Raw genomic sequence first — 13,726 nt, forward strand, 5'->3', positions numbered from 1 at the left:
AAATCATTTGAATGATTTCTTCTTGGTCTACGTGCCATAAAATACTCCATATATTGATGTTTATAACATCATTTGGGGAGCAAAATATCACTTATAAGTGTTGTTCAAATTTCCTGATCCACCTCTGTATAGCCATCCAATAGCAACGAGCATTGGCAAAATCATAGGAACAAAGACATCATTTGGATCGACATGTAATGCGGTTGCTGCCCGCGCTGTTGGTCCACCCCATGGCGTTAAGTTCATGATGCCGCTCGCAAGCATCATTAAACAAGCCATGATTAAAGGGCTCATACCAATACGCTTATACAGTGGTAGCATTGCAGCGACACAGATCATGTAAGTGGTTGAACCATCACCATCTAAAGACACAATTAAAGTTAGGGTAATGGTACCGAGGGTCACTTTTAAAGGATCACCTTTAACCTGCTTTAGAATCCATTTTACTGAAGGATCGAAAAGCCCAGTGTCGATCATGATGGCAAAATATAGGATAGCGAAAAGTAACATCACACCAGTCGGTGCAAGTTTTTTAATGCCTTCCATCATCATATCGCCAAGTTCGGCAATATTAAATCCAGCTAAATTATCAACAAAAAGACTTAAAACATAAGTAAGTAAAGCGAAAATGATAGGGATTAGAGTTAGGGCAACGAGGGCGCTCAGACGTTTAGACATGATTAAGTACATGAAGCACATAATCATGCCTAAACCTAATATGGTCAGCATGAATCAATCCTTTGAACGTGTTAAGTCTGTTTATTAATCAAGTGATAGCGATAGTATGCAATTCAACAGAATTTTTAAATGCTCTTAAACAAATGTGGTTTTCCATTCTATTTTTCTAAAAAATAATATATATCTATAAAGTATGGTAGAGATACTTAATTTGTATAACTCAAAAGATGCTTTGAGTATTTCAAAAAAAAACCTTGCACTAGAGGCAAGGTTTTTTATTAAAAGAAGAGTAGCTTATTCTTCATCACTTTTACTTTCAGATGTTTTGATTTCTTCAAGTAGGCGTGTGACTAAGAGTTGGTCAATTTTAAAATGATCGACATCCACGACTTCAAACTTAAAGCCTGCATATTCAACAGTGTCGGCAGGACGTGGAATTTTTCGCAGACGGTACATCATAAAACCTGCAAGCGTTTCATAATTCTCTTCATCTGGCATTTCATCAATTTCAAGTGCGTGCTTAATATCTTCAATGGGTGTACTGCCATCAATCAACCATGAATTATTATCGCGTTTAATAATTTGTTGCTCAGCCTCAATCGGTGTAACCCAGTCACCCATGACGGTAATCATAATGTCTGAGAGGGTAATCACACCTACGACCAAAGCATATTCGTTAATCACGACTGCAAACTTTTCTTTGGTGGAGCGGAAACGGTCTAATAGCTCAGATAAGGTTAATGTGTCTGGAATGGTGAGTACATTACGAATGGTACTTTCGTTGAGTTGCAGTAAAGATTGATTATTTAGAATACGGACTAGAATGTCTTTGGCATCGACATAGCCAATCACATCGTCAATATTTTCACTGCAAACAAGAAATTTAGAATAAGGATATTGAGCTAATTTTTGGCGAATACTTTCTTCAGGTTCATTCAACGTAAAGTAAATGACATTTTCACGAGTGGTCATACTAGATGGAACATTTCGTTCTTCTAGCTCAAATACGTTTTCAATGAAATGGTGTTCTTGCTTTTGTAGGACTCCCGCTTGCGCACCAGCATCCATCACCGCAGAAATATCATCAAAGGTAATGTTATCATCCCGTGTCGTGTTGACCTTAAACAGGCGGAACAGCAAATTGGCCACTGCGTTAATAATCCAAGCAAGTGGCTTACAGACTTTAATAAAAACTTGAATCGGGTTGATCACCGCAATCGAAATTTTCTCAGGTGCAATCATAGCCAAACGTTTTGGCATGAGGTCTGCAAACAAAATGAACAGGGAGGTAACTAAGGTAAATGACAATGCAAAGCTAATGGTTTCCGCCCATGGTCCTGTATAAAAACGAGAAACAAAGGTCATGAAATAAGGACGAAAAGCCCCCTCACCTAAAATACCGCCCAAGATCGCCACTGCATTTAAGCCAATCTGCGAAGCAGCAAAGAAGTCGGCAGAATTTTCTTGTAAATTCAAAACTTTCTGTGCTCGATCATCGCCAGACTCAGCCAAGATTTTTAGCTTGACTTTACGTGCTCCTGCTAGTGCTATTTCTGTCAGAGACAAGAAACCCGCCCCAGCAATTAGGACTAGAATGATAACTATGTTTTGAAAAAGGCTCACGGAATCCACCTGTGATTCATCGTTATTATGAATATTTTTAACACAAAAAATGAAGGCAGTAATAAATTACTGCCTTCTATCATACCTGAGTATTGGTATGAAAATGAATTATTTAGAACTTAAATGCTTAATAATGTGAGAATTGTGAGTTATTGCCCAGAAACTCACGATTTTCTTCCTCAATCATTTGACGTGCCACATATAAAATGAGTTGTCTGAGCCAACGGTGCGCAGGATGATGATGGAGTAGAGGACACCATGCCATCTTGAGCTCAAACTCTGGAATGTAAAACGGAGGGTCTTTGATGAGTAGGCTTTGGCTCTTGGCTTGTAAGCGTGCAATACGTGTTGGTAAGGTTGCAACTAAGTCGACATTAGATGCCAGTAGAGCAGGCATTTGGTAGTGGCGAGTAAAGACCGAAATTTTACGCTTTTGCCCAATCCGTTCCAAAGCTTGGTCAATCCAGCCGAGTCCAGCTTGTTTTTCAGGGTTGACGCCGAAACCAACGCCCATACCAGTTTTAGAGACCCAAATGTGTTGAGCATCTAAATAGCTTTTTAAGTTCAAATTGCCAGCAGCAGGGTGTTTACTGTTAAGTAGGCAAGAGAAACTGTCACGCCAAACAAGAACTTGGTGGAAGCTTTGTGGAATTTCATTGAAGCGGTTGATGGCTAAATCGACTTTCCCTTGTTCCATGTCGCGATAGGACACGTCACTTGGGGTTAAAAAGTCTAAAACGACGTTGGGTGCTTCAGAGCGAAGCGCTTTCACGAGACGAGGAACCAAAGTTGCTTCAGCATAGTCCGAAGTCATAATACGGAATACGCGATTTGAGGTATAAGGACGGAACTCGGTACGAGGTTCCAAAATCATGGAAAGATCGGAAAGTGCGTCGCGAATGCGCGGTTGTAATTCTAAAGCACGTTCTGTGGGAGTCATCCCTTCGGAAGAGCGAATCAGGAGAGGGTCGTTAAATAAGTTACGAAGGCGACGTAGGATATTACTCATAGCTGGTTGGGTGACACCCAATTGTTCAGCAGCTCGGGTTACATTTTTTTCACGTAAGAGTACGTCCAAGTAAATTAATAGGTTTAGATCAACCCGCTCCAGATTCATAAAAAAAATACCGAGAATAAAATCATGAAATTGTTTGCATTATGCCATAAGCCATCGGGCTTGTGTGAGAAACTGATGAAAAAAAAAGCATCAAAGTGTATTCGGAATTCTTCTTAAAAGGTGCGCTAAATAGAATGTTTTTAATCTGAAAATCTATTGGAATTTGGGTCAATATTTAGATTGGGAAGGCACGATGGTTGATGGTAATTTAGGCAAAAAAAATAGCTTGAAATTACTATTATTAGTGGAATAAATGTGTGAAAAATACACTTTATCCCAAGCAAATGGTTTTTGTTATTTGAGCTAAATGAAACATTGATTTCTAGTTTAAACTATTTTTTTGAACTGCCGAGACTTAAGTCTAATGAAGAAATATTGAACTTAATGTTTAAATTTAAAGCATTTTATATTTTATATAAAATCATAAATAACATGTACTTAAAGTGAATTGAGTAAAATATAATTCGACTTTTATCTACCCATTTTTTAAATAAATACCGAAAATTAATGCAGAATATTGGATTAATTTTTTCTGCCAATCTAATCTGTATTCATCGCAACGAAGCGCTCTAAATCTAAGCAAAAGCTCGAGGGTCTGATTTTAGCCATTCGTTGAAGAAAATCCTAATATTATTACAGGAAATATCATGACTACATACCAAACAGCGATTGATGCAATCCGCGAATTAAAAGCAAAATTCGGTAGCACTTGGGCAGACATCAGTCCTGAAGATGCTGCGCGTATGCAATTACAAAACCGTTTTAAAACTGGTTTAGACATTGCTAAATACACAGCTGCGATTATGCGTCGTGATATGGCTGCTTATGATGCTGATTCTAGCAAATACACTCAATCTTTGGGTTGCTGGCACGGTTTCATCGCACAACAAAAAATGATTGCGAACAAAAAATACTTCGGTACAACTGAACGTCGTTATATCTACCTTTCTGGTTGGATGGTTGCTGCACTTCGTTCAGAATTTGGTCCACTTCCTGACCAATCTATGCACGAAAAAACTTCAGTACCTGCTTTGATCGAAGAAATCTACACTTTCTTACGTCAAGCTGATGCGAAAGAACTTAACGATTTATTCCGTGCGCTTAAAAAAGCAAACGAAGCGGGTGATACTGCTAAAGCTGCTGAAATCACTGCTCAAATCGACGGTTTCCAAACTCACGTTGTGCCAATTATTGCGGACATCGACGCTGGTTTCGGTAACGAAGAAGCAACTTACTTACTTGCTCGTAAAATGATCGAAGCTGGTGCTTGTGCACTTCAAATCGAAAACCAAGTATCTGACGCGAAACAATGTGGTCACCAAGCTGGTAAAGTAACAGTTCCACACGAAGACTTCATCGCTAAAATCCATGCATTACGTTATGCATTCTTAGAAATGGGTCTTGATGACGGTATCATCGTTGCGCGTACTGACTCTGAAGGCGCTGACTTGACTCAAAAAATCCCAGTGGTTAAAGAGCCAGGTGACATTGCTTCTCAATACATCAGCTACTTAGACACAACTGAAATTGACATCGCTGATGCTCAAGAAGATGAAATCTTGATCAAACGTGATGGTAAATTACACCGTCCTAAACGTTTAGCTTCTGGTTTATACCAGTTCCGTGCTGACACTCAAATTGACCGTGTTGTACTTGACTGTGTATCTAGCCTTCAAAATGGTGCGGATCTTCTTTGGATCGAAACTGCAACTCCAAACGTTGAAGAAATCGCTCACATGGTTAACCGTGTACGTGAAACAGTTCCAAATGCTAAGCTTGTTTACAACAACAGCCCATCATTCAACTGGACTTTAAACTTCCGTCAACAAGCTTACGACCGTTGGGTTGCTGAAGGTAAAGACGTTTCTGCTTACGACCGTGCTAAATTAATGAGCGCTGAGTACGATGCAACTGAATTAGCTGCTGATGCTGATGAGAAAGTACGTACATTCCAAGCTGATGCTTCTCGTGAAGCGGGTGTGTTCCATCACTTGATCACACTTCCTACTTACCACACTGCTGCTCTTTCTACTCATGAGCTTGCGCAAGGTTACTTCGGTTCTGAAGGTATGTTGGCTTATGTTGCTGGCGTACAACGTAAAGAAATCCGTGGTGGTATCGCTTGTGTTAAACACCAAGCAATGGCGGGTTCTGACATCGGTGATGATCACAAAGAAATCTTCTCTGGTGACAACGCTCTTAAAGCGCACGATGATGCTAAAAACACAATGAACCAATTCTCAGCTCACTAAGCTTTGACTTGATTCAAAAAACCCTGCGAAAGCAGGGTTTTTTTATGGTTGGTGATTTTAATTGTGATTAGATATCAACTGAGCGATCAGATTTGAAATCTTAAGGGATTAATATAAATAGCCATACAATAAAGATCATACTCAAAGAAACGAATTGTGCAGCACTGCCCATATCTTTGGCATTTTTTGAAAGTTCATGACGTTCAAGAGAGATTCGATCCACCACGGCTTCAATTGCCGAGTTGAATAGTTCAACAATGAGCGCCAGTAAACAGACTGCAACCATTAAAGCTTGTTCAAAACGGCTCACATCACATAAAAAGCTCACAGGAATAAGAATGAGATTAATCCAAAGAACTTGACGAAAAGCAGCTTCATGGGCAAAAGCGGCTTTGAAACCAGAAAGAGAATATTGCGTTGCATTTAAAATGCGTTTAACGCCAGAGCTACCTTTAAATGGGGAATATAGAGTCATAGCTGCCATTATTTTAAAATTTTAAACACAATACCCAAGTTATATTAAAAGTCGCTTAAAGATGTGATGAATGCCGTTGTGCTTTTAGATAAAGCTAGATAAAGAGTGTAGAACCATATACTCATATTTTTATTTTTTACCGAATGCCATTGAAAAACGAAGCGAGGCGCGCTGAGCAGAAAATATAATCTAATTGCTTCGGGAATGTAAATAACGAGCTTCTTTGCTTCTAAAAGCTGTGAATTGCTTTATAACCGAGAGCTGCGTAATTAGTGAAAATACAATCTAAACTTGCTTTAATAAATGTTTAAAACGTTGCCAGTGTATCTTTCTCTTATTTATAACCGAGATTGTACACCAGTCTAAAAGGGGGGAATCGTTTTCAGCGAGAAGGATATAAAGATGGACTGTTAGCCTTATGGCATGCACATGACCATAAAGTCGGATGGTGTTGCTTGTTGTATGTTGGATTCGATTTAAGTCTGGTTAGGTCGTACCTATTTTTTGCTCTCGATGCCCGATAATCAGTTATACAGCCTGAATGTATTCATTATTGATGGGGTATTGTAGCTACGACTGTACCGTTTTTATTATCCTGCTGATTGTCAGCTAAGCCTAGAGGCCTTGTAAGCGATAGCGCATTTTTAGCCTTTTGCCCTCAAAGTTTAGTTAGTGTTGTGTCGTTAGTATTTGGATTAAACATGTCAAATTCATGCCTAACTACAGAAAATTAGTGGTTGTCATCAAATGGTCAAAAATATTTCTTCATAGTTTCTTCATATTTCGCTTTAATGTTCTCTTTCATGTTGTTAGGTCTTGTTTTTTAATGATTCGTCATGGAAGATCATGCATGTAGTTACATGAAGTTTTTAGATTCAGACCCTAACCCTAGAGTAACACCATTCCATGCTCTCTAAGTTTTTTATTCATCGGCCAATCTTTGCAGGTGTGCTCGCAATTATTGTCATGGCATTTGGTTTGTTTGCCACCTTTCAGTTGCCTGTGGAACGTTATCCAGATATTGCACCGCCTAGAATTACGGTAGGTGCAACATACACAGGGGCATCGGCTGAGACTGTAGAAGAAAGTGTCACTCAGGTCTTAGAACAACAAATAAAAGGGATTGATCATTTACTTTATTTTAGCTCCAGTAGCGATTCAAATGGTCGTAGTCGAATCAGCATTAGCTTTGAAAATGGTACCGATCCTGATACTGCTCAGGTTCAAGTACAAAATGCGGTCAATGGTGTGATTAACCGTTTACCTGAAGATGTACAGCGTCAAGGGGTTAATGTTTATAAGTCTTTGGGCGATACGCATATGGTGATTGGTCTATATGACCAAACAGGAAAAAGCAATAATATTGAGTTGTCAGATTATATGATGACCCACTTAGAGCAAGACTTAGCCCGTATTGATGGCGTTGGAGAGGTTGATGTTTTTGGTTCTCAGTATGCTATGCGTATATGGCTCAATCCACATAAACTACGCCAATATGGACTGATGCCCAGTGATATTCGTGCAGCGGTTGAAGCGCAAAATACCCAAGTTGCGGCAGGGGCAATCGGCGATTTGCCAACCCTATCAGATCAATATTTGAATGCTAAAGTGACATCTGGAACACGGTTAAAAACTGTTGAAGAATTTGAAAACATTATTGTGAAATCGAACCGTGATGGCGGTTTTATCTATTTAAAAGACGTGGCTCGGATTGAACTGGGCGCGGAAAATTACCAGTCGTTTAATACCATTAATGGGTTTCCTTCAGCTGGGATTGGGATTTCTCTGTCCTCAGGTGCCAATGCCTTAGCAACGTCTGCATTGATTAAACAAGAAGTTGCCCGCTTGTCTTCTAAACTGCCTGAAGGTTATCAAATTGTTTATCCGCGTGATAACACACCTTTTGTGCAAGAGTCGATTAAGGAAGTCGTCAAAACACTATTTGAAGCGGTGCTTCTGGTGATTGTGGTCATGTTTGTATTTTTACAAAACTGGCGTGCAACACTGATTCCGACCATTACAGTACCTGTCGTGATTTTAGGCACACTTGCTATTTTATACGTACTTGGGATGAGTATTAATACCTTAACACTATTTGCATTGGTCTTAGCGATTGGTCTTTTGGTGGATGATGCGATTGTGGTAGTGGAAAACGTTGAACGGTTGATGCATGAACAGAATATGAGTGCAGAGCAGGCCTCTATTACATCTATGCAGGAAATCAGCGGAGCATTGATCGGGATTACTTTGGTGTTAACTGCTGTATTTATTCCCATGGCATTTTTTGGTGGTTCAACGGGAGTGATTTATCGTCAGTTTTCCATCACTTTAGTGGCGGCCATGGCACTGTCTTTATTGGTGGCATTGGTGCTTACTCCTGCCTTATGTGCTCTCATTTTAAAACCGAATGATAAATCTGCCCGCTGGGCAACGTGGTTCAACTTAAAGCTAGATCAATTAAAACAGCATTATTTACGATTAAGCACTCAGACGATTCAACACAGTAAAATCATGTTACTCATCTTTGTGGCACTCATTACCGTGTTTGCGTTGTTTTACCGGGCTTTGCCGACCAGTTTTATTCCAAGTGAAGATCAAGGTATTTTAAGTGTGCAATTTAAATTGGCTGATGGTGCACCACTGAGTCAAAGTCGTGTCGTTGGAGAAGAGATTCGCCAATATTTCTTAGACCAAGAACAGGCCAATATCAATTTGGTAATGATCCGTTATGGGCGTAACTTCTCGGGGACAGGACAAAACTTGGGTCAAGGCTTTATTGCACTCAAACATTGGGATGAGCGTAAGGGGAAGGACAACTCAGCGCAAGCGATTCGAGAGCGTGCAATTGCTCATTTTAATGCACATCGAAATGCACAAATTAATATTAATTTGCCGTCATCGGTGAATGGTTTGGGGCAAACCGATGGTATGGAGTTCTGGATCCGAGACATTAATGGTGAAGGTCGTGCTTATTTAGAAGCACAGTTCAAGGCTTTGCAGGAAGCATCCAAGCAGTACTCTAGTTTTAGCAATTTAGATAAACGTTCTAACCCCGATAAAGCTGAACTCAAGGTTGATATTAACCAACAGCAGGCATTAGCCAATGGGCTTAGTCAAACTGCGATTAACAGTACCTTGTCGAGTGCATGGGGTGGAACTTATATCAATGATTTCATTGACCGTGGTCGGATTAAGCGGGTGATTATGCAGGCTGATGCCGCGTTCCGTTCTAAACCTGAAGATCTTCAGGCTTGGACGGTGCGCAATGATCTGAACCAAATGATTCCATTTAGCAATTTTTCCCAAGTATCTTGGAGTGGTGGTCCTGAAGTGGTAAATCGTTTTATGGGTTATACCGCCCTAGAAATGGAAGCAGATACCGCCAGAAACGTCAGTTCGGGTCAAGCCATGCAAGATGTCCAGAAAATGCTACAAGCACATGAGGGGATTGATCTGGCTTGGAGTGGTTTATCTTATGAAGAAAATAAGTCTAATAACCAAGCATTGCTCCTGTATTTGGTCTCCATCGGCTTTATTTTTTTATGTTTAGCAGCACTGTATGAGAGTTGGAGTATCCCAACGGCAGTGATGAGTGCGATTCCATTAGGGATTGGTGGTAATATTTTGTTTAGTTATCTGACGGGCTTTCCAAATGATATTTATTTCCAGATCGCATTACTCACCACGATTGGTTTATCCTGCAAAAATGCGATTTTAATTGTGGAATTCGCCTCATTGGCACAGCAAAAAGGTCAAACAGCAATTCAAGCTGCATTAGAAGGGGCCAGCCTACGTCTACGTCCGATTTTAATGACATCTTTGGCTTTTGGGGCAGGTGTGACTCCTTTGGTTTTTGCCTTTGGTGCAGGGGCGGCAAGTCGTCAGGAAATTGGAGTAAGTGTACTCGGTGGAGTGATTTTTGGAACCGTGCTGGTATTGTTGTTTATACCTTTAATGTATGTTCTGGTTCGTCATGTGTTTCATGGGCGAACTCAGCAGGATGAAGTCTAAGTCCAAGCCGAAACATGTATAGAGTTTAATATGCATAGCGGATCTTTAAACTGTAGCCACAGGAAGCTCCAGATATTTAAAGATCCTTTGCTATACTCGGACAAATAAAGAAGAACAATATTTGAGTGGTATATGCCAAATCCATCATTTTCACAGCAAGATTTTGAAGATCAGCTAAATCAGCCCGATAACCATGCTTTTATCAAAAGCCTAAAACAGTACAGCACTGCGGATTTGGCTGATATTTTAATGGGTCTGCCTATACCTGCGCAAATTCAGCTATTGGAACAATTACCTCAAGCCAGTTATGTTTTTGAGTTTTTAGCGTTGACCGAGCAGCAGCAGCTAGCAGCGCAATTGCCTCAGGCTTTGCTGCTGAGCTTACTGGCTCACATGCATTCGGATGATCGCACCGATTTATTTCAAAGCTTGCCTCTCGCGCTTCAAACTCAACTTTTTTCTAAATTAGATGCGCAGATTCAAGTCCAACTGAAGACGTTGATGGATTATCCTGCTGAGTCCGCGGGCGCCATCATGACCACTGAGGTCATTACGGTACATGCTGAAATGACTATGCAACAGGCGATTCAACATATACGGTTACATGCAGCGGAAAGTGAAACTTTATATCTAATCTATGTGACTGATGCCTCACGTTATTTACACGGTGTGATTTCATTGCGGCAAATTATCCAGTCTCCGCCTGAGCAATCTATTGGACAGGTTATGACCAGTCATGTCATTACGGGTTTGGTCAGTGAAGATCAGGAAAGTATCACACAGAAATTGGCCCATTATGATTTTATGGCTTTGCCTATTGTCGATGAGCAGCAGCGTTTATTGGGGATTGTAACCTACGACGATGCAATGGATGTGGTACAACAAGAAACCACAGAAGATATTTTAAAAAGTAGTGCGGTTGCGGCCAGTCCGCAGATGAGTATTAAAACGGCTCCAATCCTCTTACTTTATAAGAAGCGGGTGTTTTGGTTGGTATTTCTGGTTTTTGGCAGTTTACTCTCAGGGCTGGGAATTGCGCATTTTGAAGACTTGATTGCAGCACATATCGTTTTGGTATTTTTCCTCCCTTTACTGGTGGGAAGTGGCGGAAATGCAGGGTCCCAGTCCGCAACTTTAATGGTACGCGCACTAGCAACGGGTGATGTACATTTTAAAGACTGGTTTTATTTGCTCGGACGTGAAAGTCTGGTTGCGCTGTGCTTAGGTGGAACCATGGCAACGGCAGTCTCTATTTTGGGCTATTTCCGCGGGGATATTTTGGTCGCCGTGGTCTTGGCGCTAAGTATGATGGGTATTGTGTTGATGGGGTGTCTGATTGGTATGAGTCTGCCGTTTATCTTAAACCGCCTAAAACTCGACCCAGCCAGTGCATCTGCACCTTTGGTCACCTCAATTTGTGATGCGTCTGGCGTGGTGGTATATCTGCTGATTGCATCGCAAATTTTAAGCTTGTCCTAAGCCTATAAGCACTTGTTTCAGCACAAAGTTAGCACAGAAAAAAGTGATAAAAACCAGCATAATTCAGTGGTTTTATGATGTTAATGTGGTTGAAATAATGGAGGTCAGTACCAACATGCCTGAACCCTTAGAACAAAAAAAAATGAGCCAGCAAGATGTCATCCGTTTAGAGCGTGATTTGGCCAAATATGCCAATATGATGGATTCGGTGGTGCGTATTCCGTTCACCAAGCAGGGTGTAGGTGCCGATGCAGCGCTGAGTACTGTTCCCATCGCTGGGGATATCGCGGGTTTTGCCTTGACTTGTTATGCCATTTATAAAGCTAAACAAATTGGCGTGCCGCAAGAGAAATTAAGTCCAGTGTTGAAGCTGGCTATGATTGATGCCGTCGTTGGTTTTATCCCTGTATTAGGGACATTGTTTGATATTTTTATACGTCCGAGTCGTAAAGCACTGGATGTGGTTCATGACCATATTCGGGAAGAATACCAAATTCATTCAGAGCATCATGTGACTCATCCCTTTCTTCATGAAAAATTGGAAAAGAAACAGCAACAGTCCGCATTTTGGCGGAATCCAGTAATTGCATGGCTTTGGCTACACATCCCCGATTTGTTTGGCCTGATCTTTTTGGTCTGTTTTATTGGCTTATTATGGTGGGGTGGCAGTGTGATGTGGCATTGGTTACAAGGACTAAACCTAGGATAGCTGCTGATGAAATTTGAAGGTCAGATTACGGCGAATTTGCCAGCGATTGATTTGGTATGCACTGCTTCATTTTACCAAAGCTTGGGCTTTGATCTGATCTATCAGTCCGCAGAGTGGATGATTCTGCGTTTAGGTACGATGACACTTGAATTTTTCCATCATCCACATTTAGATCCAAACAGTTCATGGCATAGTGCCTGTATTCGCGTAGCGAAGATTCACCCCTATTATGAATATTGGTCTAAAGTGAATTGGGCATTGTGGGGAACTGCCCGTATGACTGATATTCAGGATTTTGACGAGATCCGCCAGTTTTGTATCATTGACCCAAATGGTAGTTTATTACGCTGTATCGAAGTGACGATTGAATGAAGATGCATCTGTGATGCAGAGTCACAAAAAAGCCTCCAAGAGGAGGCTTTTTAAAATCTAGTGAACGAGTTTTTATGGACAATCGAGCTGTTGTAAAGCAGCAACACGTTGTTCAATCGTCGGGTGGGTTTGGAACAAAGCGGCTAAACTAAAGCCTTGCTCTTGACCTGCCGCGATCGCAAACGCTTTCATTTCTTTAGGCATGGCATCTGGAAGTTGTGATTCTGCTTGTAAACGCAACAAGGCTGAAATCATCGCTTGTTTGCCTGCAAGACGGGCACCTGCTTCGTCTGCACGATATTCGCGGTAGCGGGAGAACCACATCACGATTGCAGAAGCTAAAACACCAAAGACAATATCAAGCACAATAGTAATGGCAAAATAAGCTAAACCAGGTGCTTCTCCGTCTTCACGTCCAAAGACATTACGATCAATGAAATCACCTGCAACACGTGCAAAGAACATCACGAAGGCGTTCACGACACCTTGAACGAGCGCCAAAGTCACCATGTCACCATTGGCCACGTGACCAATTTCGTGAGCCAAGACTGCGCGAAGCTCGTCTTTATTCATACGCTCAAGTAAGCCAGTAGAAACGGCAACTAATGCATCGTTCTTGTTCCAACCTGTAGCAAAGGCATTCGATTGGTAAGAGGGGAAAATACCGACTTCTGGCATTTTAATACCAGAACGTTGCGCCAATTGAGCGACTTCTTGTAGCAACCATGCTTCAGCTTGGTTACGTGGGGCATTGGGGTCAATTAACTCTGTACCAGTTGTTTTCTTCGCCATCCATTTTGACATGAATAGAGAAATCATTGAGCCAACCATACCAAAGACAAAACAGATAACCAAAAGGTTACCTAGATTTAAGCCACCCGCGCCATGGTAACTACCGACACCGAAGAGTGACAAGATAATGCCAGCTACAACCAGTACCGCGAGGTTGGTTAGCAAGAACAAACCAATCCGCATCATTGAGAAAATCCTCTTATAATAAAAAAATAATC

General features: G+C 41.1%; 9 protein-coding genes and 1 pseudogene. 5 read left to right on the plus strand and 5 right to left on the minus strand.

Features of this window, described 5'->3' with window-relative positions:
• Positions 1–126: 126 nt before the first annotated feature.
• From GBI16_RS16120 to GBI16_RS16130, 3 genes and pseudogenes are all read right to left on the minus strand, one after another.
• A pseudogene (locus tag GBI16_RS16120) lies at positions 127–729 on the minus strand (SLC13 family permease); the annotation flags it as partial.
• Between the two features lie 243 nt (positions 730–972).
• Complete coding sequence (locus tag GBI16_RS16125) at positions 973–2,301, minus strand: hemolysin family protein (protein ID WP_086208040.1); 1,329 nt, start codon at positions 2,299–2,301, stop codon at positions 973–975.
• 127 nt (positions 2,302–2,428) lie between these two features.
• Complete coding sequence (locus GBI16_RS16130; protein ID WP_086208039.1) at positions 2,429–3,418, minus strand: LysR family transcriptional regulator; 990 nt, start codon at positions 3,416–3,418, stop codon at positions 2,429–2,431.
• Between the two features lie 647 nt (positions 3,419–4,065).
• Between GBI16_RS16130 and GBI16_RS16135 the strand changes: the two genes are divergently transcribed.
• The gene (locus tag GBI16_RS16135; protein ID WP_086208038.1) at positions 4,066–5,670 is read left to right on the plus strand and encodes an isocitrate lyase; all 1,605 of its coding nucleotides are present in this window, start codon (positions 4,066–4,068) and stop codon (positions 5,668–5,670) included.
• Positions 5,671–5,770: 100 nt separating this feature from the next.
• On the opposite strand, the gene GBI16_RS16140 is transcribed toward GBI16_RS16135, so the two are convergent.
• Positions 5,771–6,145, minus strand: a complete 375-nt coding sequence (locus GBI16_RS16140) for a diacylglycerol kinase (RefSeq protein ID WP_086208252.1) — start codon at positions 6,143–6,145, stop codon at positions 5,771–5,773.
• Positions 6,146–7,051: 906 nt separating this feature from the next.
• Here GBI16_RS16140 and GBI16_RS16145 point away from each other — a divergent pair.
• The 4 genes from GBI16_RS16145 (at position 7,052) to GBI16_RS16160 (ending at position 12,716) form a co-directional block, all read left to right on the plus strand.
• A complete protein-coding gene (locus tag GBI16_RS16145) occupies positions 7,052–10,156 on the plus strand; it encodes a multidrug efflux RND transporter permease subunit (protein WP_086208037.1) in 3,105 nt (1,034 codons plus the stop codon).
• A 132-nt stretch (positions 10,157–10,288) separates the two neighbouring features.
• Complete coding sequence (gene mgtE / locus GBI16_RS16150) at positions 10,289–11,635, plus strand: magnesium transporter (RefSeq protein WP_151707464.1); 1,347 nt, start codon at positions 10,289–10,291, stop codon at positions 11,633–11,635.
• 115 nt (positions 11,636–11,750) lie between these two features.
• Positions 11,751–12,344, plus strand: coding sequence for a DUF4112 domain-containing protein (locus GBI16_RS16155; RefSeq protein WP_086208035.1), 594 nt, complete (start codon positions 11,751–11,753; stop codon positions 12,342–12,344).
• Positions 12,345–12,350: 6 nt separating this feature from the next.
• Positions 12,351–12,716: a bleomycin resistance protein gene (locus GBI16_RS16160; protein WP_151707465.1), complete on the plus strand. Its 366-nt coding sequence runs from the start codon at positions 12,351–12,353 to the stop codon at positions 12,714–12,716.
• A gap of 72 nt (positions 12,717–12,788) precedes the next feature.
• Here GBI16_RS16160 and htpX read toward each other — a convergent pair whose 3' ends face one another.
• Entirely contained in the window at positions 12,789–13,694 is a 906-nt protein-coding gene (htpX, locus tag GBI16_RS16165) for a protease HtpX (RefSeq protein ID WP_058870051.1), read from the minus strand.
• Between the last annotated feature and the right edge of the window lie 32 nt (positions 13,695–13,726).

The organism is Acinetobacter sp. TUM15064 (assembly GCF_008980265.1).
In the GTDB taxonomy this organism is placed as follows: Bacteria; Pseudomonadota; Gammaproteobacteria; order Pseudomonadales; family Moraxellaceae; genus Acinetobacter.

Excerpts from the sequence above, each read along its gene's own strand:
- GBI16_RS16155 (WP_086208035.1), top strand. The coding sequence starts at position 11,751 with ATGCCTGAACCCTTAGAACAAAAAAAAATGAGCCAGCAAGATGTCATC.
- GBI16_RS16145 (WP_086208037.1), top strand. The coding sequence starts at position 7,052 with ATGCTCTCTAAGTTTTTTATTCATCGGCCAATCTTTGCAGGTGTGCTC.
- GBI16_RS16160 (WP_151707465.1), top strand. The coding sequence starts at position 12,351 with ATGAAATTTGAAGGTCAGATTACGGCGAATTTGCCAGCGATTGATTTG.
- GBI16_RS16140 (WP_086208252.1), bottom strand. The coding sequence starts at position 6,145 with ATGACTCTATATTCCCCATTTAAAGGTAGCTCTGGCGTTAAACGCATT.
- GBI16_RS16135 (WP_086208038.1), top strand. The coding sequence starts at position 4,066 with ATGACTACATACCAAACAGCGATTGATGCAATCCGCGAATTAAAAGCA.
- mgtE (WP_151707464.1), top strand. The coding sequence starts at position 10,289 with ATGCCAAATCCATCATTTTCACAGCAAGATTTTGAAGATCAGCTAAAT.
- htpX (WP_058870051.1), bottom strand. The coding sequence starts at position 13,694 with ATGATGCGGATTGGTTTGTTCTTGCTAACCAACCTCGCGGTACTGGTT.
- GBI16_RS16130 (WP_086208039.1), bottom strand. The coding sequence starts at position 3,418 with ATGAATCTGGAGCGGGTTGATCTAAACCTATTAATTTACTTGGACGTA.